The following is a 25954-nucleotide window of genomic DNA, read 5'->3' as shown; positions in this document are numbered from 1 at the left end:
GTCGCACCTCTAACCCGGGTCGTCCCGATCCAGTAGGGATCAGAATTTTTAAGCTATAGTTCGAGAGCTTCGCTTAGCGCGGAGCGTCACCGACTGAATTCGTCCTCCGCCCAAGTTGCGAACTCCTCGAGCTGAGCGAGGAGCTTTACGGCCTCTTCGCTGCGACCGATCCTGACCCCATACTGGACTTCGTCCTTTACGCCCAAGATGCTTTGGAGGTTCTTGAGTTGCTTTTGCGGCAGGCGGTTGCCCAGCGCGGCGCGAAGGTGCTTCAGTAGAGCCCCGTGGTCCTTCTGGTTGACCTCTCCGCCGAATTTTGCAGTCAGTGCATCTGCGTACGCAATCGACGCCGTAACGATGTGGGAAATGATGGGGTTCGTGTTCTCACCGGGGTTGATGAGGCTCATCAATCTCGCCGCAGCTTCCTTGTAGTCACGGCCGTTCGCGAGCCGCCCGTTGGCATGGGCTGCACCTACGGGCTTTCCGGTTCCCTTGCGGGTCATCTATGCGTCCCCTGGCTATTCGAAGCAGTTATTTTGCGAATAAGTACATCCGGCCGATCCCCCTTGAGGACTATGGCCTCCTTAAGCAGGCTCTCCCACCACTTCGTGGTCTTGGAGCGAGCTGGGATGTCGCTTTTGCCGAGGCTCACGATTGAGGCGGGAAACGGAAGTCGATCCACTAACTCGTCGATTGCACTTCGCACTTCCTCAGTAACTCGTTCAAGCTCGGTATCCAAGGTCACGATCGCAATATCGATGTCGCTGTTCGGCCGATCCTCGCCACGGGCCACGCTGCCGTAGATCCACGCGGCAATGACGCCCTCGTTCTCTCCGACGCATTCCCTCAGGAGTTTGATTGCACCGGAGTATGCATTCTCCTCCTCCTCGAACAGCCTCACGATCGATTCCATGATCGGATGGGTACCGATGCCGTACAGGCGAGTTTTAGCCTGTCCCAGCATCGCGACCGCCCCGCAGTCCACAAGCAAGTCCAAGATTTTCCTGACCCCTTGCGGTGTGAGCGCAGTTCGGGCGGCCAGTCCTGTCACCGAGAGCAACCCTCCATGACTGCTGAGTTCCCGCAATACTCTGACGTGCCCCTCGTTCGCGAGGATTGTCGAGAGCGGATGCCTGAAAAAACCTTTGGAAGATATCATCCTCATACCAACATTGGTTCCCATAAGGAAATTATAGTTTCCTTGTAGCAACTATGGTTTCTTCCGGCAATTGGCTCCAGGATGCTTGATGTGCCTCGGCGAGGGGCTAGGGTGAGTGGCAAACCAATCGAATATGAGTTCTGCGAGCATCAGCGCTCTATGCCGGATCACTCCTCAGACGAGAAATGATATGGTGTACGGCGGGTTTAACGCGCGCCCGTGAAACTTTCCAGTTGGCGATTGGATCGCCGGGGCAACTACACTTTGCCTGCTAAGGCAACACACTCCTCCCCGATATCCACAGGCCCTCAGCCGGACCTCACGTTGACTCCCCACGTTGAGCTATGTTCTGGTTTTGTTCCATTTTGTCGCAGGAGGGAGGTGAGCTTGATCTATGGCCACCGGACGCGAGGTCATCGACGACCTGAGGCGTCAGATCGAGAAGCTCGACGGGACTTACCGCCCGCGCAAGGCTCTTCCGTTTGGCATTCCCTCTCTCGACAGGCACCTGCCCAGCAAAGGGCTCACGCTCGGATCTCTGCACGAGGTAATCGAGAATGGGCCAGCGTCAGAGCTTGCTGGAGCCGCAACCCTTTTTACCGCTGGTATTGCTGCCCGTCTCAAAGGGCCGGTGCTCTGGTGCCTGACCAGGCGCGATCTGTTTGCGCCTGGTCTCATGATGGCTGGCCTCAATCCGGATCGCGTCATCTACGCCGAGACCTGCCGTGATGCCGATGTTCTGCCTCTCATCGAAGAGGGCCTTCATCAGAAAGGCCTGGGCGCCGTCATCGGTGAAGTCTCACGGCTCGGCCTTACCGTCTCACGCCGCCTGCAGGTGGCTGCGGAGGCGTCAGGAGTTCCCGCCTTGGTCATCCGACGTTGGTGGACGGTCGCCCAGAAGGATCTGACCAAGCTTCCCACTGCTGCTTCGACGCGATGGCGCGTGTCGCCGGTCCCGTCAGAAATTGCCCCTGCTGGTGGTCTTAAACGCGGCCGCTGGCAGATCGAGCTCGTGCGCTGCCGGGGTGCGGAACCCCGTTCGTGGATTTTGGAGGCCTGCGATGCGCAGGGTCGTCTCGCTCTTCCTTCCCACCTGGCCGACCGACAGGATCAGACGCAAGTTCGGTGATCCACCGCGCGAGCGGCCGCTTGTGACCGTGATCAAGCAGGGCTCCCGCCGGCTGATTGCGTCCGCCTGTCCGGCCGCGCAAAAGGTTGGCCTGATTGAAGGGATGGCTGTCGCCAAGGCACAAGCTATCGTGACAGATCTGCACATTATTGATGCTGATCCAGAGGGCGAAAATGCATCGCTGAGGCAACTCGCCGAATGGCTGATACGCTTTTCTCCTGTTGTCGCGCCCGATCCCCCGGACGGCGTTTGGATCGACATCGCCGGAGTGGAGCATCTTTTCGGAGGTGAGGAATCTCTACTCAAGAAGCTGCTAGATCGTGTCGAGAACAACGGCATTCAGGCACGTGCGGCGATTGCCGATGTGCCAGGCGCCGCATGGGCTGTGGCGCGGTTCGGAAAGGGCGCGATCATTCCACCGGGCCGAGTTGTGGACGCTGTTTCAATCTTGCCCGTGCAAGCGCTCCGGCTCTCTCCTGAGACGGTGAGCGCGATGCACCGCCTGGGTGTCGAGCGTGTTGGCCAACTTGCCGCTATGCCGCGAGCGCCGATGGTGCGCCGCTTCGGACGCGAAGCAAGTCTTCGCCTGGACCAGGCGCTGGGGCATGCCTTTGAGCCGATCACACCAATTCTTTCAGAAGAGGCAGTTATTGCCTCCCGCGCCTTTGCGGAGCCAATTGGCCGATTGGACGATCTAAAGCTTGTGGTGCGACGGCTCTCAGAAGAGATGTGCCAGACGCTCGAGGGACGCGGCGAGGGAGTCCGCCGGCTCGACCTGATCTTCCGCAGGGTGGATCAGAAAGGCGCTTCGCTCCGGGTTGCGACAGCCAAAGCCAGCCGCGACCATGTTCACTTGGCGAAGCTGTTTGACGAAAAGATTGAGACTGTCGATCCGGGCTTTGGCATTGAGGAGATCGTCCTCGTGGCCAACCGTACCGAACCGCTTGCTGAAGAGCAGACGGTCGCAAGAGGGATTGAGGACGAGGAAGAGGCTGTCGATCTGAGCCAACTGGTGGATCGGCTGACCGCGCGAATTGGGGCTGATCGCGTCTATCGGCTTGCGCCGGTCCAATCCCTCGTCCCGGAAAGGATGACGAGGAAAATTCCGGCCCTTGCCCCGCCGTCCGGATCCACTTGGCCAGACAATCTGGACCGTCCTACTCGCCTCCTCGATCCGCCGGAGTCAATCATGACGACCGCCTTGCTACCGGATCACCCGCCAGTGTCATTCATCTGGCGCCGAGTCCGCTACAAGGTCCTCAAAGCCGATGGACCGGAGCGGATTACGTCCGAGTGGTGGCTCGGCGATCAACAGAAAACGATCCGCGACTATTACCGGCTTGAGACTGCCGAAGGGGCTCGCTTCTGGATCTTTCGCGACGCGCCGATGACCGAGGGCGGCCGCTGGTGGATGCACGGGTTCTTTGCATGACGGTGTATGCCGACCTGCAGGTCACAACCCATTTTTCGTTCCTCCGTGGTGCATCCAGCCCGGCTGAATTGTTCGAGCAGGCAAAGCTGCTTGGGATACCGGCGCTAGGAGTTGCCGACCGGAATTCTCTGGCTGGGATCGTCCGGGCGTATGAAGCCTCAAGGGAGACAGGTGTGCGCCTAGTCGTCGGATGCCGCCTTGACCTGACCGACGGCACGTCGCTCCTGGTCTACCCGATGGATCGTTCAGCTTATTCCCGGCTGTGCCGCTTGCTCAGTGTTGGCAAGAGCCGGGGAGGGAAAGGCAAATGCTTTCTCACATGGGACGATGTTGTCCGATGGAACGAAGGGCTCCTTGCGATCCTCCTGGGCGACGAAGCTAACGACACCCTCAAGAACAACCTGTCGCGCCTGAAATCCACCTTCGGGAACCGGGCTTATATGGCGCTGATCCGGCGTTTCGGCCAGAGCGAACACGTGAGGCTGCACTATGTCGAGCAGGCTGCCCAAGCCGCGAAGGTGCCGACGGTCGCACTCGGTGACATCCTATATCACCATCCGGATCGTCGCCGGCTGCAGGATGTGGTGACATGTATCAGGGAGGGGTGCACGATCGACACGGCCGGATATCGTTTGGAGCGAAATTCGGATCGTCATCTCAAAGATCCGGCCGAGATGAACCGTCTGTTCGAGCGCCATCCTGGAGCGTTCATCCGGGTTCAAGAGGTTCTCGACCGCTGCACCTTTTCCTTGGACGAGCTGCGCTATCAGTATCCCAACGAGACCGATCCAGGTGAGACCGCCCAAGAGAAATTGGAGCGCCTGACCTGGGAGGGAGCGAACCGGCGCTACACTAACGGTATTCCCGATACTGTGGCCGGAACGATCCGGCATGAGCTTCATCTGATCAAGAAGTTGGAATACGCACCGTACTTCCTCACGGTCAACTCCATTGTCCAATTCGCTCGTGGCCGGGGCATTCTGTGCCAGGGTCGCGGCTCGGCTGCCAACTCAGCTGTCTGCTATGTGCTCGGCATCACTTCCATCAATCCGACTGAGCACGACCTGCTCTTTGAGCGCTTTGTATCCGAGGAGAGACGCGAGCCGCCGGACATTGATGTGGACTTCGAGCACGAGCGCCGAGAGGAAGTGATCCAGTGGATCTACGATACCTACGGCCGGCATCGGTCGGCTCTGACCGGAGTGGTGATTACCTATCGCGCTCGGGGCGCCGTGCGGGAAGTCGGCAAGGTTATGGGGCTGCCGGAGGACGTGACCGCAGGCCTGTCCGGTCTCGTTTGGGGTTGGGGCAATGATGGCGTCACCGAGAAGGAGGCCAAAGAGCTCAACCTCAATCTCAAGGATCCGCGGCTGAGGATGACGCTTGAATTAGCATCCGAGCTGATCGGAGCGCCCCGCCATTTATCTCAGCACCCCGGCGGTTTCGTCCTGACTCAAGAGCGTCTGGATGACCTTGTTCCGATCGAGCCGGCCGCGATGGAAAACCGCCAGGTGATCGAGTGGGATAAGAACGATATCGATACCCTCAAATTCATGAAGGTGGATGTTCTGGGCCTTGGCATGCTCGGCTGCATGCGCCGAGCCTTCGATCTCTTGCGGGAGTATAAAGGGGAGGAACGGGAGATTGCCACAATCCCGATGAACGACGGCCCGACCTATTCGATGATCCAGAAGGCCGACACCGTTGGCGTATTCCAAATCGAAAGCCGGGCCCAGATGGCGATGCTTCCTCGCATCAAGCCGAAGATCTTCTATGACCTCGTCATTCAGGTGGCGATCGTTCGGCCGGGTCCGATCCAGGGTGATATGGTGCATCCTTATCTCCGGCGCCGGGAGGGTCACGAGGAGCCGGAATATCCCCGGCCCGAGCTTCAGCGGGTTCTGGAAAAGACACTCGGAGTGCCGCTCTTTCAGGAGCAGGCTATGCGAGTGGCGATCGAATGTGCCGGGTTCACACCATCCGAGGCGGACCAACTCAGACGGGCGATGGCAACGTTCAAGCTGACGGCGGGCGTTACCAAATTTCGGGATAAGCTCGTGAGCGGGATGACCGCTCGGGGCTACGACCCGGAGTTTGCCGAGCGTACCTTCAAGCAGCTCGAAGGGTTCGGATCCTATGGCTTCCCGGAGAGCCATGCCGCCTCTTTCGCCAAGATTGCCTATGCCTCATCCTGGATGAAATGCCACCACCCGGACGTGTTCTGCTGTGCGATCCTCAACGCCCAGCCGATGGGGTTCTACGCGCCCGCGCAGCTCGTCCGCGATGCTCGAAACCATGGCGTCGAGGTCCGCCCGGTAGATATTAATCACTCCCGATGGGACTGCACTCTGGAGCCGACGCGCGACCTGAAGCGGTATGCGGTGCGTCTCGGGCTAAGGCTCGTCGCGGGATTGAAGAACTCTGAGGCGGCCATGATCCCACTGGCTCAGGCAGATCATCCATTCACTTCGATTGAGGATCTTTGGCGTCGGGCTGGGATCTCGGTAACGGCACTCGAGCGCCTGGCTGACGCGGACGCTTTTGGATCAATTCGGATAAACAGGAGAGCTGCTCTCTGGGAGATCAGAGGCCTCTCGGATGAGCCGCTCCCGCTGTTCGCCGCGGCCGACGAGCGGGATAATCAGATCCGGCCGGAAGGCTCGGAGCCCCTGGTGGAGCTCACGCCAATGACCGAGGGCCGAGAGGTCGTTGAGGATTATCGATCGAAGGGACTGACCCTGCGCCAGCACCCAATGGCATTCCTCCGAGAGGAATTACGCCAGCAGCGCATTCATCGCTGCTCGGCTATCCGGATGATGCGCGACGGCCGACGGCTCACGGTGGCTGGGATGGTTTTGGTGCGACAGAAACCGGGGTCAGCCAAGGGCGTCATGTTCATGACGGTCGAAGATGAGACCGACGTTGCGAACTTCGTGATATGGCCCTCTCTGTTTGAAAAGCAGCGCCGCCTGATCCTTTCGTCCGGAATGATTGGCTGTCGTGGGCGGCTCCAGAGGGAGGGAGGCGTAACGCATATCATCGCCGAGCACCTCATAGACCTGTCACCCCTACTGCGCAGCGTTGGTGACCGCGACCAGACACTTCAGGTCGAGACAGGCCGTGGAGATGAGGCAAAGATTGGGACGCGCGACTTGCTCCGTCCTCAATCGACGGATCCAAACCGGTCACCTGTGACGCTTGGAGACGAGCATTCGTCTGAGACGCAAATCCGGATCCCTGTCCGGAATTTCCATTAGAGATCCCGAGTTGTTATAGCCCGGTTTCCATTCCAACTACGAACGAGAGTTTAAATGTCATTACCGTCAGACCACCCCGAAGCGATCTATCTGCATGAGGCTGGCCACGTCATTGTGGCGCGTGAGCTGGGTCTTGAGGTTACGAGTGTGCAGGCGGTTAGCGGCGCTGGCGGCGCTCAATTCAGTATAACCGCAGCACAGATGGCCAGGATTGGCTCGGCTCGGCGCGCTTTCGAAGCTGACACAATTCAGGCTGACAAGCTTTTCGAGCTCGCCGTGGATGCGGCATCCGATTACCTGACGGCAATACTCGGAGGCATCGCGGCGGAAGGCTTAGTCGTCAATGGAGCAGCCTACGTTGTAGCGCGCAGCGGCGAGGACATCCCGACCTTCTTCGCACTGCTTCACACCCTATCGCCGGGGCTTGCGCCCAAACAAGCGGACGCTCTCTGGGGGCGTACTTTCCGCAAATGCCACGAGCAGGCATGGACGATAGTGCGATCCCATCAAGCCAAAGTCCTCGCGCTCGCGGAGGCCCTTAAACCTGGCGCGCTCCTCACGAACCAAGATATTGAGGATGTTATCGCGGGGGTCTAGAGCATCGGACGATTAAACGGACGCATATCCGGCGGCCTTGAGGAAGTTCCAGCATTCTTGCGGCTCGAAGAGGTTGCAGATGTCGCCGAGGGCGTGCCAGAGCGCGTCAAAGGTTCGGGCTTCGGCCTTACGCAGGTGGGATTTAATCTTAGCGAAGGCCTGCTCAATTGGGTTCATGTCGGGCGAATAAGCCGGCAGGAACAGGAACCAGGCGCCTCTTTGCTTCAGACACTGCACGGCCTTGTTGCTCTTGTGGACCGCAAGGTTGTCGAGAATGACTACGTCACCTTCGTGCAGCGTCGGCGCGAGTTGGGTCTCGATGTAAGCCTCAAACGCCAACCGGGTGATCGGACCATCAATCACCCACGGCGCGCTCAGCTCACTGCACCGCAGCCCTGCGATGAATGTGTGGGTTTTCCAATGGCCGAAGGGCGCGCTCATGCGCAGGCGCTGGCCCCAGCGCGAGCGCCCGCGCAGGCGCGTCATCTTGGTGTTGACGTAGGTCTCATCGAGAAAGATCAAGCGGTGCGGCTGCTCGCGCATGCTCGGCTGACGGTGGGTGTGCCAGAGACGTTGGTGCATAAATCGGTCCAGGGTGTCGTGTAGGGCTGGCCGTCAGGTATAGAGGCGGTCCTCTGAAGCTGAGAGCCGCATGCCCTACAAGATCAATGAAAAGCGCCGCCACAGGATTCCAAGGGCCCGCTACCGCGTGCAGAACTGGCGGGACTACGATGCCGCGTTGCGCCGCCGAGGCGACTTGACCATCTGGGTGACGGCCGAAGCCATCGAGGCATGGACGCGGGCATCCACCGGCCGGCGCGGTCGACCACAGCTATACTCCGCGATTGCTATTGAGACGGGCCTGATGCTGCGGTTGGCTTTTGGGCGGCCGTGGCGCCAGACCGAAGGGATGCTGGCCTCAATCCTGCGTCTCCTCGGCCTGGACCTCTCAGTCCCCGATCACACCACCTTCTCTCGCCGCAGCGTCGACCTGACTGTTGCCAAGGCGGTGAGACCAGCAACTGGCCGCGTGAACGTGGTGATCGACTCCACTGGCCTGAAGGTGTTCGGGGCCGGCGAGTGGCAGCGCGAGAAGCATGACGGCCAAGGGCGCCGGACTTGGCGCAAGCTCCACCTGGCTGTTGATCCTGACACCGGCGAGATCCTTGCTTCAGAGCTGACCACCGTCGAAGACGGCGATGCCTCGCAGGTCGGACCGTTGCTCGACCAAATCTCGGGCCCAATCGCCTCGGTCACGGCGGACGGCGCATACGACGGTGCTCCTGTCTACTGTATCATCGCCGAGCGGGATCCTGCCGCTGCGGTGATCATTCCACCACGATCAACAGCAGTGCCTAGCGACACGGCCGAGACGGCACCCACCCAGAGGGACCGGCACCTCCGGATGATCCAGGAGCGTGGGCGACTCGGCTGGCAGAAGGCTGCCAACTATGGCCGGCGGTCGTTGGGCGAGGTGGCGATGATGCGCTACAAGACCGTGATTGGTCGTCGCCTCCACGCCCGGACTCTGCCGACGCAAAAGGCTGAGGCCGCGGCCGGCTGCAAGGTCCTCAACGTCATGACCCGCCTTGGCATGCCGGTGTCCCAGCGCATCACCTGAGCCCTGATGGCAGGGCATCAACGCGACCCACATCTGAATTACGCACCAAAGTCCAACACAACCGTTCGAGTTCGTGACAAACCGTTTAGATTCCATCGAGACGATCGCGAACCTCGACCGTATCCAGTCGTCCAGTCTCGCCGATCAGCACAAGGCGGCAATCACCTGAAAGATCAGGGGCGGGCTCCAGTATCACGCGCCGACCGACCATCTGCAGCAGGAAATGCTGGCCCGGCTTCTCACGGAAACGCAAGATCCCCTTCGCACGCACAAGTGCTGGCGCAAACTCCTCGATGACCGCGTGCAGCCCCTGTAGCGAAACCGGCCCCGGCACCTGCCACTCGACAGTCACGAAACGGCCGGTGTCGATCGGCCCTGAAGGTGCGGTGGCGACGAAGGGCGAGGAGGGATGGCCACCGCCGAAGAGAACCTCTGGTGGAACGGTTTCCCGTCCGAGATCGAACACCGGCGGGATGCCCGAAGGCGAGAGTCTAGCCGCGAGTGCACGAGCCTCATCTGACTCACCTACCGTCTTCGATATGACGATAATGCTTGCTGCCGCAAGCTGTGCACGCCACAGATCATCGTTCATACGCGCCGGATTTGAACGGAGATCGGTAGCGTCTACGACGCATACGACTGCATCCTGCCGGGCGCTTTTCCACAGAATGGGATCCATCAGCGCTTGGGTAATGCCTGTCGGATCGGCAACGCCGCTTGCCTCAATTACGATTGTCTCAGGCGCCGGCTCACGCGTCAAAACCAACCTCAACGTGCGCAGGAGATCGCCCTGCAGCGAGCAGCAAATGCAGCCATTTTTAAGGCCCACAACCGTATCAGTTCTTCCGACAATGAGCTCGGCATCAATGTTGATCGCACCGAAGTCGTTGACGATTGCTGCGATGCGTCGGCCTTGCGCCATCTCCAGCACGGAGTTGATAAAGGTGGTCTTCCCAGCTCCCAAAAATCCGGTGACGACCAGGACAGGCGTCGTCATCTCTCTTCCCGCATGATCGGTCGGCCTGGTGCGACGGACGTGTCGAGCTGGCCATTACTAATCACGGATCGGCCATTGACCAGCACATGGACCATACCCTCTGCTGGCAGGTACATCTGCTCAAAGCTCGCGCGGTCGCTTACGGCCTCGAGGTCGAAGACCACGATATCGGCATCACAGCCTTCCTGAAGCCGACCTTTGCGCCGAAATTGCGGGGCGCACCCTTCCATGATTTGTGCCGGTATGAGGCTGCACTTCGCGATCGCTTCCATCAGGGGTACTGCATTGCGCTCACGCACCCACTCGCGAAGGAAGCGTGTGTAGGTGCCTGAGGAGCGTGGATGCGATGTCTTGTCCGAACCGAGGGGCCACTCGTCGCCGGCGTAAATCGATCCGTCCGGGTTGCTCCACGGCACGGCATCTGAAGCGATTGCCCCGCCTGGATACATAACTGAAATGTCTAGAAGCTCGCGGTCGCGAGGATTCTGTTCTGTATCAAGGAAATGCCAGAGGATCAGTGCTTTTGGATCCTTCGCTCGCGCGGCTGCAAGTTCTTCTCGACTATCGAATCGCTTGCCCGTGCTAACAACCTGAATGGAACGGTAGTCGGTACCCGTGCGCTCTGGGAAGTCCGGATCCATGAAGAAACTCGCGCTGATGACAGTCGATCCAGTTCCGTAGGGATAGGCCTCCGTGGTGATCGGCAAACCTTGTTCCTGAGCCTTTCGGATTAAATCTGCGGCATGCTCGACCTCTTGCAGGCTGGTACTGTTGAGGTGACATATGTGCATGTGCGCGCAAGTCGCACCAGCAAGACCGATGAGTCGTACATACGACTCAATCGAGCTCATTGGGTCGATGTTCGACGCGTAAGGAATGTGGGTGAAGGTGGGCGTTCCGTATTGCGCCGCTAGCTCGCAGATTGCGGTCATTTCCTTAACACCCCCACCCGGCGCATAGCCATTTGGAATCCCGATGCCAATAGCTCCTTGATCTAACCCTTCGCGCACGAGCGCCACGATCTGATCGACTTGTTCGTCGGCAGCGGTATCCGACGACCAGCGCATGTCATCCACTCCCGCCCCCATAAGCTCCATCGGGGTCGACTTCCCGTCCAGCTCAAGCCCAATCATCACGGCCTTGCGGGCGAACATCCATGCGGCGGCTGTGCCATAGTTCAGTATGCGGCCGGACTTACTCTGTTCCTCATACCATGCTCCGACGGGCAGAGCTCCAAGTTCCAGCTCTAATGCTGTCGTGACGCCATCGAACGCCTGCATCCTGTCTGCAGGGATGGACTGGCCATGTGCGTGAAGATCGATAAATCCGGGCGCCACGACGAGGCCCGCAGCGTCGATCTCGCGTACGCCCGCAGGGAGGTTCTGACCAATCATTGTGATGCGATCCTGTGAGATGCCGACATCTGCTACCCTGTCTTGTCCAGTTTCAGGATCGAGGATCCTTCCACCTCGTATGACGATATCGAATAGTTCTGACGACAACGACATGAGCGAGTCCTTCTTGTGGCCGCTAAGAATTTAGAAAGGAATCATAGAGAAAGCACAACATGAAAGAGCAATTACCTCAGATCTGCTGCTGGAATCGGCGCCTGCCTGGGAGGGCGTCGATGAGAGACTGAGTATAGGCCTGTTTGGGGGTGGAGAAGATCTCTCGGGTCGGCCCGATCTCGACGAGGCTGCCTTGGCAGAGCACGCCGACCCGCTCGCACAAGTAATCCACCACTGATAGGTCGTGCGAGATGAAGATCATCGCGAGGTTGCTCGTCCGGCGCACCTCGCGCAGCACTTCTAGCACTTGGGCTTGGATAGAAACGTCGAGGGCCGAGACGGGCTCGTCGGCAATTAACAATGCGGGCTCTAAGGCGATGGCGCGCGCTATGGCAATGCGCTGCTTCTGGCCGCCTGAGAACTGATGAGGGTAGCGATCCATGAGGTTGGAGCTGAGGCCCACCCGGTCGAGCAGCGTGGCGCAGCGCTCCCGCAGTTCGTCTTTGCCGAGATCAAGATGCGTGCGCAGCGGCTCCGCCACAATGTCGATGACCCGCCAGCGAGGGTCCAAGGAGGCATATGGACTCTGGAAGACCATCTGCACTTGCCTGCGCGCCTGCCGCAGCCCCTTTCCCTTCAGGCTCAACCAATCCTGACCGCCGAATGTGATCCGGCCGCCGCTCGGATCGGCCAATCGAGCAATCAGGCGGCCGATGGTGGACTTTCCGCTACCACTCTCGCCTACGAGCCCGAAGGTTTCGCCAGCCGTGATCGTGAAGCTTACACCGTTAACGGCTGTCACGGTTCTCGGCTTCTCGAAAAGGCTGTGCGGAAGGACGAAGGTCTTCTTGAGGTTATCCACCTCGAGCAGAGCGCCGTTCATGACCGCGGCTCCTGGTGGACCACGTGGCAGGCGACCCGGTGCGGAACCTTCGCTGAGTCCGTTGCAACGAAGCCTTGCAAGGGGGGCCCTTCCCTGCCGCAGAGATCGACCGCTTGGGCACATCGGGGCTGGAATGCGCAGGCAGTCCCGATCGATCGCAGGTCCGGCACGGTTCCGGCGATCGGCGCTACGGCTTGGTTGTGACCAAAACGCGGTCGCGATGCGAGGAGCCCTTTGGTGTAGGGGTGCTGCGGCGCCGCCAAGACGTCGTCAGTGGCGCCGAACTCCACGACTCGGCCCGCATACATAACAGCCACTGCATCGCAGGTGTCGCCGATCACGTCGAGATCGTGGCTGATGAGGATCATCGCCGTGCCGCGCTCGATGATGAGATCGCGCATCAGATCGAGGATCTGTGCTTGCACAGTGACGTCGAGAGCCGTCGTCGGTTCGTCGGCGATGAGCAGGGCCGGCTCAAGAGCCAGCGCGCAGGCGATGACCACACGCTGCCGCATGCCGCCCGACAGTTCGTGCGGATAGCTGCGGAGCCGCCGCTCGGCTTCGCGGATCCCCACCCGTTCTAGCATCCCGAGCGTTCGCCGACGCACCTCGGTCTGAGGCATGTCCGGCCGATGCCACTGAAAGACTTCGGCGATTTGGTCCCCGATGCGCAGTACCGGGTTAAGGGTCGAGGTGGGGTCCTGGAACACCATAGCAATCCGGTCGCCGCGGATCCGTCGCCAAGCCTTGTTGGTTAGGCCGGTGATGTCTTGGCCGTCAAAGGTTATGCGCCCCCCGACCCGCGCCTGCGAGGCGCCGGTGAGGCCCATGAGCGCCTGGCCGAGAGTCGACTTGCCACTGCCACTCTCACCCACAACGCCAAGCGCCATTCCCGGGGCGAGCTCGAGCGACACGTCGTTCACTGCCCGAAGCCAACCGTGGCGTGTCGGGTACTCTACGGAAAGATTACTGACGGTCAGGAGCGGGTTCGCCATAAGCTGGTTCACAGACGCTGGAGACGGGGATCGTAGATGTCCCGCAGGAAGTCGCCGAAGAGATTGATGCCGATGGAGGTGAGCAGCACCGCGATGCCGGGACCGAGCACCATCCAGGGCGCATCGTGGAGGAAGTCGCGTCCCTCGCTGATCATGAGACCCCAGGAGGGTGTCGGCGGCTGCACGCCGAGGCCGAGGAAGCTTAGGGCCGCTTCCGCAATAATGACGAGGGCAATGTCCAGGGTCGCGATGACGATGATCGCCGGCAGCACATTCGGGAGCACGTGACTCATGATGATCCGAGAGTGCGAAACGCCGATGGAGTGCGCCGCGTCAATGAATTCGAGGCTGCGGATGCGCAAGGTCTCGCTGCGCACCACCCGGGCGAAGTTGATCCAGAGGGCGAATGAGAGGGCGAGCACGAGCGTCGAGAAGCCCGGGCCGAGGATCGCCATGAAGATCAGCGCCAGCAGCAGGAACGGGAAAGCGAGCTGGAAGTCGATGAGGCGCATGATAACCGCATCGACGACGCCGCCGAAATAGCCGGCCACGGCTCCGAGCAGGGAGCCGACCACACTCGCGATGCTGACCACGATGAGTGCCACAGCGATCGAAACTCGGGCGCCGAGCAGAACTCTTGTGAGAATGTCGCGCCCGAGATTGTCACCACCAAGAAGGTTCGTCACCGAGCCTTCCGCAGCCCAGGCGGGAGGCGCGAAGCGCCATTCGAGAATTTGCGCGGCGGGATCGTGCGGCACGATCATCGGCGCCAGCAGAGCGACGAGCAGCACTAGAAGGATCAGGGCTAGGCCGGTCATGCCCTTCGCGCTTCGCAGGAGTGCCTGACGGATGCGCGTGCCGGCCGTTTCGACGGGGAATGCAGCAGCGGCAGTTTGGCGCGGGTGGGCGGTTGGATCCGCAAGCGTGACGCTGAGGCTGTCGGCCGGATCGATCGGGGTGAGATTGTGCGCATTAGCCATGATGGGCCCTCGGATCGATCCACCGATAGAGAAGGTCGACCACCAGGTTGAGGAACACGAACAAGAGGGCGGAGATCAGCACAACGGCTTGGATCAGCGGATAGTCGCGCCAGTGCACCGCCTGCACGGCGAGGCGCCCGATGCCGGGCCAAGCAAAGACCGTCTCAATGACAATGGTGCCGGAGAGAAGCGAGCCGAGCTGCAGACCGACTACCGTCAGCACCGGCAGCAGTGCGTTGCGGAGAGCATGGCGCAGATAGATGATCCGGATCGGCAGGCCCTTGGCACGCGCGAAGGTGATATAATCTTGCTGCAGAACCTCGATCATCGAGGAGCGCACGAGACGCGCGTTGATGGCGACGAGCACGAAGGCAAGCGAGATCGACGGCAGGATGAAGTAGCGGAAGGCGTTCCAGAAGATGCTCGGATCGCCCGACGCGATGGCGCTCGGAATCGACGCCAGCGCCGAGCCGCGGAAGCCCGAGGCCGGCAGCCAGCGCAGGTTCACCGAGAAGACCAGGATAAGGAGGATCCCAAGCAGGAAGCCCGGCACTGACACACCAAGCACCGCCACGACGGTGCCCGCGTAGTCAATGGCGGTGTCGCGCTTCAGGGCCGTCACGATGCCGATCGGGATTGCCACCGCCAGCGCGATGAGGATCGCCCAAAAGGCCAGCTCCGCGGTGGCGGGCAAGCGCTCCCAGATGAGCCCGGCGGCAGGCACCCGCTGCCGGATCGAGATGCCGAGATCGCCGAGGACGGCGTTCTTTGCATAGATGAAGAACTGCTCGAGGATAGGCCGCGTCAGACCGAGTTCGTGACGCAGCTTGTCCATGTCCTCGACAGTCATGCCGGGGTTGCCGGCCGCCATGATGTCAACCGGGTCGCCGGGGATCAGCTTGATCAGGGAGGCGACAACGAACGTCACCCCGATCATCACCAGGACGGCGTAGGCGAGACGCGTCAGAACCAGTCTCAGCATATGGCTTCACGACCTGTGCTCGTTTCGAAGCTCATTGTCTCGCCTCGTCTCAAGGCGAAAGAGCGACATGGGGAGAGTCACTGGCGGCTCTCCCCGGTCAAGGGCCTGCGTTCATCAGGCCAGGTAGAGCGAAGGCGACAGGATGTCGCCTTCGAGGTTCATCTCGACGCCCATCACCTTTTGGTCGACCAAGGCGAAATTCAGAGGCTCGAAGATCGGCTTCCAGTATGCCTCGGCGATGATTTTGTCCTGGATCGTCTCCAGAATTCTCATGCGCTCCGCCTCGTCAAACGTGACTCGCTGCTTCTCAATGAGCGGATCGAGCGCGCCGCTGTCCTGGAACGTGCGGTTCAGAGCGCCCGTGCTATGGAAGACCGGGAACACGATGTCCGCGTCAGGATACGAATAGGTGCTGATCGCGAGGTGGTGCTCGCCCTTCTTGGAGATCACGGACCACTGGCCGATGGGCATGCTCTCGACCGTCACCATGACGCCCACGTCGCGGAGCTGCGCCTGAATGATTTCGGCTGTGCGGCGGATCGGCGGCGTGTCGTTGACGATCATCTTGAGCTGCAGGCCGCTACCGTGCCCCGCCGCAGCGAGCATGGCCCGGGCCTTGTCGGGAGCGAATGGATAGCCCTTGCTCGCGGCTTTCTCGGAGAAGCCTTTAATCGTGGACGGCAGCGGTGTGGTCGCAACCTTGGCGTTGTTGTCGAGCGCGAACGCCACGACCCGCTGCGGGTCGACGGCGTGGCAGAGCGCCTTGCGCACGTCTGGATTGTTGGTCGGCGCTAGCTTCTGGTTGAACGCCAAAGCTCGCATCATCTGAGCCGGCCGCTGGATGAGCGTGATGTCGTCGCGCCCCTTGAGGCGGCGCACAGCATCGAGCGGCACCGACTGGCCGCTGTAAATCGCATTAATCTCGCCGGTCTCGAGAGCCGCGAGCCGTGTCGCATCCTCGGGGTAATGGAGGAACTCGACCGCGTCGACATTGGGCAGTGGCCCGACTTTGTAGTCCTTGTAGCGCTCGAAGCGGATGCCGCGATCCGGTGACCAGGACACGAACCGGAACGGACCTGCGCCGACGGGCTGCCGGCCGAACCGATCGCCCAGTGCCTCGACAGCTTTGCGGGAGAGGGGCGCCGTGTAACCCAGCGTAAGGCCGACCCAGATCGGCACGAAGGGCTCCTTGTAGTGATACGCGACAGTCGTCGGGTTAATGACCTCGGCACGCTCGATGGGCCCAAGGAAGAAGGCGCTCGGCGACGCCGTCGCCGGGCTCATGTGACGGGCAACCGTGTAGGCGACTGCCTCGGCATCCGCTGGCGTGCCGTCGTGGAAGGTCGCGCCGGGCTTCAGGTAGAAGGTGACGGTCTTGTTGCCATTGCTGAACTCCCAGCGCTCCGCGAGTGCCGGCACGACACCGCCGTTCACGTCGCGGCGAGCGAGCGGTTCGTGGACAAGCTGCATCGTCATCGACGAGATCGACAGCGTCGTCTTGTGCGGGTCGAGGGTATCGGGCTCCTCGCTCCGCCCCACCCGGAAAGTGCCGCCCTTCTTAGGCGCCTGGGCGAATGCCGGCAGTCCAAGGAGCGCGGCAGCCGAGGCAGCCGCGCCCCCAAAAAGGACACGGCGACGCGATAGGGTGTGCCGGCGCAGGTAGTCCCGCGAGAGCTGGTCGAATTCGGCTGGTGACAGGTCTTCGAGCGACATGATGTTCTCCACTCTGTTGTGTCGACCTTAGTCCTTTGCGGGACCTCAGCGTTCGGTTTCGAAGCGCAGATTGCGTGTGCGCTCGCTATTGAGAACAAAGCCCTGCGGCTCGACCTTGATGCTTGCCAACCAGGAGCGCCCCGGCCGGGCTCCAGCCTCCTCGGCCGCCGTCATAAGGTAGAGTTCCGGCTCGAGCGGTGTGAGGACCGCACGCAGGGCGCCGATGGACGTGCGCAGGACAAAGGAGTTCCGGCCGTCTTCCGCGGCGCCGATTTCCACGTCGAGGCCGAGCTTCGCGTTACGATAGCGGCCGGCGATTGCCTGCGGCTTGATGGACGCCGTCCGATCGATGCGGCGATAGCGCCGCGGAGCACCGCACCACTCGGCGTCGATGATGCCGTCGCCGCTGAGCGAGAGCACAAGGTCCGTAATGCCGCGCTCGGGCTTGAACCGGTTCGCTCCCACGCGCTCAAAAGGAGCGGGACCGCCCGCGCTCACAAAGGTCGGCTCCTCGTTCTGGACTATGATCTCGAAAAGGTCCGTGCCGCCCTCCTCTCGGTAGAAGCCAGCGACCCTTGTGAGCGGTGCCATATCCTCTATGCGCTGCGCCGCAGTCGTATCGCCAAAATAGGCATCGCCGATGCGGCGGGCGAGCGAATAGGTTGCGGCCGCGTCATTGTTCGCGATGATCACAACACCGAGACCGTCGTCAATGAAGCGCATCGATTCGGACTTGCCGCCTGCGACCGTGCCGCCGTGTCCGACCACCCGGCGGCCCCGGTATTCGCCGACCACGAGGCCGAGCCCGTAGGGGCTAATGAGGCCGTTCGCGTAGGCCGTCGCCTTCGCCATACGTTCATACATGGCAGGCGTGCCGACCTGCGGGTTCCAGAGATTTGCCTGCCAGATCAGCATGTCGTCGAGGGTTGACACCATACCGCCCTCACCACCGAGAACGATGCCCCAGGGGAGCTGCCGCCAGCTGCCGTCCGGCTGCCGCGTATAGTGGGTAGCGAGCCGCGACTGGACTTCGCCGTCGCGGGCCATCAGGCGCGTATCGACCATGCCCAATGGCTTGGTAATCCGGGCGTGCAGCACCTCGTCGAACGACGCGTCCTCAATCTTCTCGATGATCTCCGATAGAAGGAAGAAGCCTGTGTTCGAGTAGAGCATCTGCTCACCCGGCACGTAGTTGAGGTCGTCCTGGGCGGCGATGACGTCTCGGCCGGTCTGACGGTTCGAGTGCGAGGTGATCGGAAGGCCGCTGAAGATCATGGCCTCCAGGAAGTCGCGAAAGCCGCTGGTGTTGCTGGCCAAGTGGCGAAGCGTGACAGGGTAAGCCATCCGAGGCACCCAGGGCATGTGAACTTGGACCTCATCGTCCATCGACAGCTTGCCCTCGGCCTCGAGCATGAGGGCGAGAAGCACCGTGAACTGCTTCGTCTGTGATCCGATGCGAATGATCGACTTCCGATCGAGCGGAACTGCGTGGTTGATGTTGGCGAGGCCATAGCTGCCCGAGAAGATTTCCTGGCCATCCTTCGTGATCGCGACTATGGCTCCGGGCGAGCCGGGCTTTGTAAACGGGGCAAAGAGCGCATCGATCTCGCTGGCAAGGTTAGCCGCTCCGCCAGAGGGTGCTTCTTTGAGGGCATTGCGCAAAGGAAGTTCTCCATCAAGGCGCCAGAAGCCTGGCTGTACGACGGCCATTCGGCCTCATAGCGCAAACGGTGGATTTGGTTTACGATCAAGTCAAGTTGTTTGCGCATAAGAAACATGGTGATAGTGCCGCGATGACTTACATCGGCGTCGCCGTCGCATCATCGGGTATGGAGATTTTCGCGCCCAAGGCGAAGAAGCGGTGGCGACCTATCCGATGGGCGCCACATCCGTTTTGAAAGAGAGTTTCACGATGCAGAAAGCTGCAGGTCACCGCCTCGCCAAAGGCAGCGACGCTTCACGGGCCCGCCTGAGCGAGCAGCTGCGCCTGATTCGCCAGCGTCGGGGATTGACGCTGCGCGACGTGGCCGAACGTACAGGCCTCGCCATCTCGACGCTCTCCAAGGTCGAGCATGACCAGATGTCACTCACCTACGATAAGCTGGTGCAGCTCGCCCATGGGCTCGAGATCGGGTTCGCGGAGCTCTTCGCACCGCCCGAGCATCCCACCATGGTGACGGCTCGGCGGTCCATTACGAGGAACGGCGACGGTGTCCTGCAGAGAACAGCTAACTACGAGTACCGCTATCTCTGCACCGAGCTTGCCGACAAGCGCATGGTCCCCGTCGTCACACGCATCAAGTCGCACACAATCCAGGAATTCGGCCCGCTCGTCAGCCATGCCGGCGAGGAGTTCATCTATGTCCTCGAAGGGGCGATTACCGTCCACACGGTGTTCTACGAGCCCGTGCTGCTGCACCGGGGTGACTCGATCTACCTCGACAGCACTATGGGACACGCCTACCTCGCAGCCGGCCAGGAGGACGCTTTGGTATTGGCGGTTTGCTCCAGCGACGAGTCGAATTTTGACAAGCGGCTTCAGGCAATAATCGACAATCGCAGCAAGGGCGAAACTGCAGCCGAGCCTGTGAAGCTGCCCCGCGGCGCCAAGCGCCGACCAGCCGGAAGCGATCCGGTGCCCGGAACCGATCCGGCACGCTGAAAACCATTCTGCTCTCTCAACCGCCGAGGGGACGGGTGGCGTAGGACCCGTCGTTGGTTTCGCACTGCAATCTTGAGGAGGCTCTCCGATGCAGCCGGCCGTTTATGGAACCGACGGCATGGTCGTGTCAGGCCATCCGCTGGCAACAGCCGCCGGATGGAGCGTCCTGACAGAAGGAGGATCGGCAGCGGACGCCGTGGTGGCGGCCGCTGCGGTGCTGACGGTCGCGCTGCCGCAGGCGGTGAGCATCGGGGGCGATGGCGTCGCCCTCGTCTACGACGCCGCACAGGGCCGCGTGCACGCCTTGAATGCCACCGGGTACGCGCCGGAAGCGTCGAGTCTCGAAACACTGTCGCGGCAGGATCTGCTTGTTGGCCCGCGCTCCGCGACAGTGCCCGGACTCGTCGCCGGCTGGGGCACCCTCCACGAGCGCTTCGGCAGGCTCCCCTGGCGCCGCCTCTTGGAGCCGTCCGTGCGGGCGGCCGCCCGTGGCGTGCCGACCTCCCGGGCTTTTGCGTCGACGCTCGTGGAATATCGTGCTCAGCTCGAAGCGGAGCCGTCCCTCTCAGCACTCTTCCTTCCCGGCGGTGCGCCGGCGCCGGAAGGTGCGATCATCCGGCAAGAGGCCCTTGCAGCGACACTCGACGAGATCACACTGAAAGGCGCCGGCGCTTATTACTCCGGACGCATCGCTCAAGCACTTGCGGCGGTGATCCGTCATCGAGGAGGGCTCCTGACGGAACAGGATCTTGCGACGTTTAAACCTGAATGGGTCGAGCCAATCGCAACCCGCTTCCGGGGCCACACGGTCCATGCGGTTCCGCCCAACTCTTACGGCATCTTGCTTCTGCTGCAGCTTAAGGTTCTCGAAGAACTCGGCGCCGAATTCGAAGCGGCGCCGCTGGGATCGGCTGAGCGCCTGAAGCATCTGATCGGGGCTGCGAAGGCGGCCTTCCAGGCCAGCCAGCACCGTATCGCAGATCCCCGCTTTTCCGCTGTGCCCACGAGCGAACTCTTGAACCGGCCGTTGGTGCCGGATGCCGCACCCAAGACGGCGACAGATCGAGGCGGGACTGCCGTGGTCTCCGTCATCGACCGGCATGGCAACGGGGTTACGCTGGTTCAAAGCGTGTTCACTCTCTTCGGCAGCTTCGTGCACGATCCCGCCACCGGAATCCTGCTCAACAATCGCATGCGTGGCTTCTCGACGGATCCACACAGTCCGAATGTTCTCGCGGGCGGTAAGCGGCCCGCCCACACCTTAAGTCCGGCAATGATCTTGAAGGACGGGAGGATCCGGTTCCTCCTCGGAACGCCCGGCGGTCCGGGGCAGACGATCACGCTGGCACAGGTAATCTCGAACAGGCTCGTTCACGAGATGCCCATCACCCAGGCGATCGGTGAGCCCCGGTGGTCCCTGGATCTCGACGGCAACATTCTGGTCGAGCACGGGATCGACCGGCCTGCGCTCGGCGCACTCGGAATCGACACCACCCTCGCAGCATCAACCTCTCCGTTCTTCGGCTCCGCAGAAGCCATTGAAGTTCTCGCCAACGGGGTTTTCTGCGGCGCCGCGGACTTTCGCCGCGAGGCGCTCGTTCTTGGCGCCTGATTGAAAGCATGTTTCCTATAAGAAAATTATTTGACGAAACGCAAGCAGGCCGCCATGCTGCCCGGAATCGCAGCAGAGAACGGTGAGGGCCGGCGTGATCGAGGTCGACGTTGCTGTCGTCGGAGCAGGAATCGCGGGCGCATCGGTTGCTGCGTATTTGGCGACTGAGCGGTCCGTGCTGCTCCTCGAGCAGGAGAGCCAGCCGGGCTATCATACCTCCGGTCGCTCCGCTGCGCTGTTTTCGGAGGCTTACGGCAACGCGGTTATTCGTGGCTTGTCGGTTGCGAGCCGCTCCTTTCTCGAGGCTCCTCCTTCAGGGTTCACCGACTATCCCCTCTTATCGCCTCGGGGTGCACTGCACGTGGGCAGCACCGGCCACGAAAAGACGCTTGATAGTCTTCTCCAAGCTGCACGAGCCCTGGTGCCGAGCGTCCGAGCTGTGTCGGCAGACCAAGCCCGAGCCCTCGTTCCGGTGCTGCGTCAGTCCTGGGTCACGCAAGGCGTGTTCGAACCGGACGCGCGGGACATCGATACCAATGCCGTCCTGCAAGGCTTCCTGCGCCTCATGAGGGAGCGCGGCGGCCGTAGCCTGATGAATGCCGAGGTCACCGGTATTGCGCGCACGGCAGGCGATAGCTGGGTGATCGAAACCAAGGCGGGAGCCGTGCGCGCGCCGACGCTCGTCAATGCCGCCGGTGCCTGGTGCGATACTGTTGCCATCAAGGCTGGCATTGCCCCCATCGGGCTTTGTCCACTGCGGCGCACGGCCTTCATGATCGAACCCCCAGCGGACGTTCAATCGCGCGAATGGCCGCTCGTCATCGGCGCCGAGGAAGACTTCTACTTCAAGCCCGATGCGGGCATGCTGCTGGTCTCACCGGCGGACGAAAGCCCCTCTCCTCCCGGCGATGCCCAGCCCGACGACATGGATGTCGCCGTCGCAATCGAGCGCATCCAGACCGCGGCCGACCTGCCGGTCCGCCGCGTCGCGCGCCGCTGGGCTGGCCTCCGTACCTTCGCATCGGACCGGACGCCGGTGGTCGGCTATGATCCGTCTGCCGAAGGATTCTTCTGGCTGGCTGGCCAAGGCGGCTACGGCTTCCAGACGGCGCCAGCGCTCGCTCGTACGGCCGCTGCGCTCGCTCTGGGCCAGTTCCTTCCCTCCGATATTCAGGATTGTGGGGTCACGGCCGCTGCCCTCAGCCCCAATCGCTTTAGGCCCACAAAAGCAAGGAGAACCGCGTGAACGTCTTCATTGCCGCTCTGGCTACGGAAACCAACACCTTTTCGCCCCTCCCGACAGGCCGCGTCGCCTTCGTAGAACGCGAGTTCTTCCGTAACGACGGCAGCCGGCAGGCGGCGCGCCTCGGAAACATCCCACTGATCGAGTGGCGCCGCATGGCGGAGGCTGAGGGGCACACGGTCGCCGAAAGCATTTCAACTTTCGCACAACCGGCGGGTTCGACCCTGCGCCATGTGTACGAGGAACTCAGGGACACCCTCCTCGACGATCTTCGGAAGGCCATGCCGATCGATGTCGTGTTGCTCTTCATGCACGGCGCGATGGTGGCCGACGGCTATGACGACTGTGAGGGCGACACCCTCGCCAAGGTGCGCGAGATTGTGGGGCCCGACGCCAAGATCGGCATCGAGCTTGACCTCCACTGCCACCTCACGGAACTGATGCGCACTTCGGCCGACGTGATCATCACCTTCAAGGAGTATCCTCACACCGATATCGGCGAGCGCGCCCATGAGCTCTACACGCTCTGCATCGCCGCGAAGGAGGGTCGGGTGCGCCCCGTAATGGCCTACTACGACTGCCGGATGGTGAGCATGTGGCGCACGCCCGACGAGCCCATGAGAACGTTCGTCAAGCGGATGCAGTCGCTCGAGGGCAAGGACGGCATCCTGTCGATCTCCTTCGGACACGGCTTTCCATGGGGCGATGTGCCGGATGTGGGCGCCAAGATGCTCGTGATCGCCGACGGTGACGAGGCGAAGGCGCAAGCCCTCGCATGCCAGCTCGGACAGGAGGTCTGGGCCATGCGCGAGGCGACCACCACCCGGCACGACAGCATCGACGAGGGCATCACCGCGGGCGAGGAGGTATCGGGCGGACGCCCCATCGTTCTGGCCGACGTAGCCGACAACGCCGGCGGCGGTGCACCCGCTGACAACACCGCAATCCTGCGGCGCCTCGTCGATCGCGGCGTGCGCAACGTGGCCACCGGGTGCTACTGGGATCCGGTCGCCGTGCAAATCTGCTTCGAAGCCGGGATCGGCTCGACCTTCGATCTGCGCATCGGCGGCAAGTGCGGTGTGGCATCCGGCGATCCAGTCGACCTGCGCGTCACCGTGCGTGGCCTCGCCGAGAACCACACGCAGAGTGGCCTGAGCGGCGGCCGGGCCACGATGGGTCCGAGCGCCTACGTGGAGGCCGACGGCATTCACATCATCCTAATGTCGATTCGGCAGCAGACGTTCGCTCCCGACGCGTTCACGGGGATCGGCTGTACCCTGGACGACAAGCGGCTCGTCGTGGTGAAATCCACGCAGCATTTCTATGCGGCGTTCGCACCTGTCGCAAGCGCGATACGCTACGTCGCGGCGCCTGGTGCGATTGCGCCCGACTACGACAAGATCCCGTACACGAAGCGAACGACACCCTACTGGCCCAAGGTTGCGGACCCGTTTGCGGGAACGAACCTTCCTTAAGACGAACCGGAGCGAGTTCGCAGGCTCCCTTTGGAGCCTACGAAGATGGAGATTACAACCAGCAGCACGTAGGCCGATAAAACGGAGTGGAGGACAAGCATGACTCTATCGAGGAGAACGGTTCTCAAAGGCAGCGCTGCAGCGCTCGCCACCGGCTTCACCCTAAACGGACGGGCTCCGGCAATCGCTCAGGCGGCGAACCGGACCTTGAAGTTCATCCCCCACGCCAACCTGTCGTCGATCGACCCCATCGGCACCACGGGATACGTCGTGCGCAATCACGGCTACATGGTCTACGATACGCTTTATTCGTTCGACTCTCAGTTCAAGCCGAAGCCTCAGATGGCCGAAGGCCACGAGGTCTCAACAGACGGAAAGACGTACACCATCCGCCTACGCGAGGGGCTGAAGTTCCATGACGGCGAGCCCGTCCGCTCGCGCGACGTCGTCGCGAGCCTCAAGCGCTGGGCGGCCCGTGATGGTTTCGGCCAGACTGTCATGGCTCTTACGGACGAGATGCCGGTCATTGACGATCGAACCTTCCAGTTCCGATTGAAGGAGCCGTTCCCGCTCCTGATCGAAGCGCTGGGCAAGCCGTCGAGCCCCGTACCCTTCATCATGCCGGAGCGGATTGCCCAGACCGATCCGGCGACACCGATCAAGGAAGCGATCGGCTCCGGACCCTTCCGGTTCCTCGCCAATGAGTGGGTTCCCGGCAGCCGCGCCGCCTATGCGCGCTTCGAAGGCTATGTGCCCCGCAACGAGCCGATCGATGGCCATGCGGGCGGCAAGGTGGTGCATCTCGATCGGGTGGAATGGGTTATCATCCCCGACCCAGCCACTGCAACCGCAGCCCTCCAGCGCGGCGAGGTCGACTGGTACGAGCAGCCCCAAGGGGATCTGTTACCGGTCCTGGAGCAGAGCAGGGATATCACGATCACAAGCTTTGATCCGATTGGCACGGTCGTGCTCCTGCGTTTCAATCACCTGCATCCTCCTTTCGACAATCCCAAGGTCCGGCAGGCGGTGCTCGCTGCCGCCAGTCAGAACGATTACATGACCGCGATGGTCGGCAATCCAAAGCTGTTCCGGGAGTGCAAGTCGTTCTTCCCGTGCGGCACGCCCATGTCGACGGGTGCGGGGGGCGAGGCGATGATCGCTAACCTCGACAAGGCCAAGGCCATGCTGCGGGACAGCGGGTACAAGGGCGAGAAGGTTGTCATCATCTCGCCGACGGATCTCGCTTATCTCCACACTCTCGGCCTCGTTACCGAGGACCTCCTCAAACGGCTCGGGATGAACGTGGAACTCGTTGCGACCGATTGGGGAACGGTGCTCGCCCGCCGCGCCTCGCAGGAGGCACCCGACAAGGGCGGCTGGAACATCTTCCACACGACGGCCGTGGGCGTCGAGTTCATGAGCCCGACCTCGCACCTCGCGCTTCGCGGCCATGGTCGCGCCGCTTGGCCGGGCTGGCCCACGAATCCGACGATTGAGAAGCTTCGGCAGGATTCGCTCAAGTCCGGGAGTCTCGACGAGCAACGCGCTATCGCGGCCCAGATGGAGCGGGAGGCCTTCACGGCCGCTCCGTATGTGCCAATCGGCCAGTACCAGCTCCCCACAGCGATGCGCCGCAACATTACAGGCCTCATCGCGGCATCCGCACCTTTCGTCTGGAACATCCGCAAGGCGTAGGCCTGGAGCAAGGG

At 61.8% G+C, this 25954-nt stretch carries 20 protein-coding genes and 1 pseudogene; 10 read left to right on the top strand and 11 right to left on the bottom strand.

From position 1 onward, the window contains the following. Positions 1–86: 86 nt before the first annotated feature. Complete coding sequence (locus JKL45_RS19470; protein WP_201863240.1) at positions 87–503, bottom strand: hypothetical protein; 417 nt, start codon at positions 501–503, stop codon at positions 87–89. After that, complete coding sequence (locus JKL45_RS19465) at positions 500–1183, bottom strand: nucleotidyltransferase domain-containing protein (protein WP_201863239.1); 684 nt, start codon at positions 1181–1183, stop codon at positions 500–502. Before JKL45_RS19465 ends, JKL45_RS19470 begins: the two co-directional genes overlap by 4 nt. Positions 1184–1553: 370 nt before the next feature. Between JKL45_RS19465 and JKL45_RS19460 the strand changes: the two genes are divergently transcribed. Genes JKL45_RS19460 through JKL45_RS19445 form a run of 4 tightly spaced genes read left to right on the top strand, consistent with a single transcriptional unit; the run spans position 1554 to position 7574 of the window. Then, entirely contained in the window at positions 1554–2288 is a 735-nt protein-coding gene (locus JKL45_RS19460) for an ImuA family protein (protein WP_201863238.1), read from the top strand. Next, positions 2221–3720, top strand: coding sequence for a Y-family DNA polymerase (locus tag JKL45_RS19455; RefSeq protein ID WP_201863237.1), 1500 nt, complete (start codon positions 2221–2223; stop codon positions 3718–3720). The genes JKL45_RS19460 and JKL45_RS19455 overlap by 68 nt, the downstream gene beginning before the upstream one ends. Beyond that, positions 3717–6977 (top strand): error-prone DNA polymerase, encoded by a 3261-nt coding sequence (locus tag JKL45_RS19450; protein ID WP_201863236.1) that lies wholly within the window; start codon positions 3717–3719, stop codon positions 6975–6977. Before JKL45_RS19455 ends, JKL45_RS19450 begins: the two co-directional genes overlap by 4 nt. A gap of 54 nt (positions 6978–7031) precedes the next feature. Further along, complete coding sequence (locus JKL45_RS19445) at positions 7032–7574, top strand: hypothetical protein (protein ID WP_201863235.1); 543 nt, start codon at positions 7032–7034, stop codon at positions 7572–7574. 12 nt (positions 7575–7586) lie between these two features. On the opposite strand, the pseudogene JKL45_RS19440 reads toward JKL45_RS19445, so the two are convergent. Then, positions 7587–8141: pseudogene (locus tag JKL45_RS19440) on the bottom strand (IS630 family transposase); the annotation flags it as partial. A gap of 85 nt (positions 8142–8226) precedes the next feature. Here JKL45_RS19440 and JKL45_RS19435 point away from each other — a divergent pair. Further along, positions 8227–9195 (top strand): IS5 family transposase, encoded by a 969-nt coding sequence (locus JKL45_RS19435; protein WP_201863234.1) that lies wholly within the window; start codon positions 8227–8229, stop codon positions 9193–9195. An 85-nt stretch (positions 9196–9280) separates the two neighbouring features. On the opposite strand, the gene JKL45_RS19430 is transcribed toward JKL45_RS19435, so the two are convergent. From JKL45_RS19430 to JKL45_RS19395, 8 genes are all read right to left on the bottom strand, one after another. Beyond that, complete coding sequence (locus JKL45_RS19430) at positions 9281–10192, bottom strand: CobW family GTP-binding protein (RefSeq protein ID WP_201863233.1); 912 nt, start codon at positions 10190–10192, stop codon at positions 9281–9283. Further along, the gene (locus tag JKL45_RS19425; protein WP_201863232.1) at positions 10189–11700 is read right to left on the bottom strand and encodes an amidohydrolase family protein; all 1512 of its coding nucleotides are present in this window, start codon (positions 11698–11700) and stop codon (positions 10189–10191) included. Before JKL45_RS19425 ends, JKL45_RS19430 begins: the two co-directional genes overlap by 4 nt. Positions 11701–11776: 76 nt before the next feature. Beyond that, entirely contained in the window at positions 11777–12583 is an 807-nt protein-coding gene (locus JKL45_RS19420; RefSeq protein WP_201863231.1) for an ATP-binding cassette domain-containing protein, read from the bottom strand. Continuing rightward, complete coding sequence (locus JKL45_RS19415; protein WP_201863230.1) at positions 12580–13578, bottom strand: ABC transporter ATP-binding protein; 999 nt, start codon at positions 13576–13578, stop codon at positions 12580–12582. Before JKL45_RS19415 ends, JKL45_RS19420 begins: the two co-directional genes overlap by 4 nt. An 8-nt stretch (positions 13579–13586) precedes the next feature. Beyond that, positions 13587–14558 (bottom strand): ABC transporter permease, encoded by a 972-nt coding sequence (locus JKL45_RS19410; protein ID WP_201863229.1) that lies wholly within the window; start codon positions 14556–14558, stop codon positions 13587–13589. Next, a complete protein-coding gene (locus JKL45_RS19405; RefSeq protein ID WP_201863228.1) occupies positions 14551–15540 on the bottom strand; it encodes an ABC transporter permease in 990 nt (329 codons plus the stop codon). Before JKL45_RS19405 ends, JKL45_RS19410 begins: the two co-directional genes overlap by 8 nt. 114 nt (positions 15541–15654) lie before the next feature. Further along, positions 15655–17253 (bottom strand): ABC transporter substrate-binding protein, encoded by a 1599-nt coding sequence (locus JKL45_RS19400; protein ID WP_201863227.1) that lies wholly within the window; start codon positions 17251–17253, stop codon positions 15655–15657. Between the two features lie 45 nt (positions 17254–17298). Beyond that, on the bottom strand, positions 17299–18963 hold the full coding sequence (locus tag JKL45_RS19395; RefSeq protein WP_201863226.1) for a serine hydrolase domain-containing protein: 1665 nt from the start codon (positions 18961–18963) through the stop codon (positions 17299–17301). Positions 18964–19165: 202 nt separating this feature from the next. On the opposite strand from JKL45_RS19395, the gene JKL45_RS19390 reads away from it, so the two are divergent. From JKL45_RS19390 to JKL45_RS19370, 5 genes are all read left to right on the top strand, one after another. Continuing rightward, positions 19166–19915, top strand: a complete 750-nt coding sequence (locus JKL45_RS19390; protein ID WP_201863225.1) for a helix-turn-helix domain-containing protein — start codon at positions 19166–19168, stop codon at positions 19913–19915. Between the two features lie 88 nt (positions 19916–20003). Next, positions 20004–21527, top strand: a complete 1524-nt coding sequence (locus JKL45_RS19385) for a gamma-glutamyltransferase family protein (RefSeq protein ID WP_201863224.1) — start codon at positions 20004–20006, stop codon at positions 21525–21527. 94 nt (positions 21528–21621) lie between these two features. Next, positions 21622–22773, top strand: coding sequence for an NAD(P)/FAD-dependent oxidoreductase (locus JKL45_RS19380; protein ID WP_312896991.1), 1152 nt, complete (start codon positions 21622–21624; stop codon positions 22771–22773). Next, on the top strand, positions 22770–24245 hold the full coding sequence (locus JKL45_RS19375) for a M81 family metallopeptidase (RefSeq protein WP_201863222.1): 1476 nt from the start codon (positions 22770–22772) through the stop codon (positions 24243–24245). Before JKL45_RS19380 ends, JKL45_RS19375 begins: the two co-directional genes overlap by 4 nt. A gap of 99 nt (positions 24246–24344) precedes the next feature. Continuing rightward, a complete protein-coding gene (locus tag JKL45_RS19370; protein WP_201863221.1) occupies positions 24345–25940 on the top strand; it encodes an ABC transporter substrate-binding protein in 1596 nt (531 codons plus the stop codon). Positions 25941–25954 lie beyond the last annotated feature (14 nt).

Source organism: Microvirga soli (assembly GCF_016734765.1).
GTDB classification, from domain to species: Bacteria; Pseudomonadota; Alphaproteobacteria; order Rhizobiales; family Beijerinckiaceae; genus Microvirga; species Microvirga soli.
The sequence above is the reverse complement of the archived record's forward strand: the minus strand, read 5'-3'. Positions and strand labels throughout refer to the sequence as shown.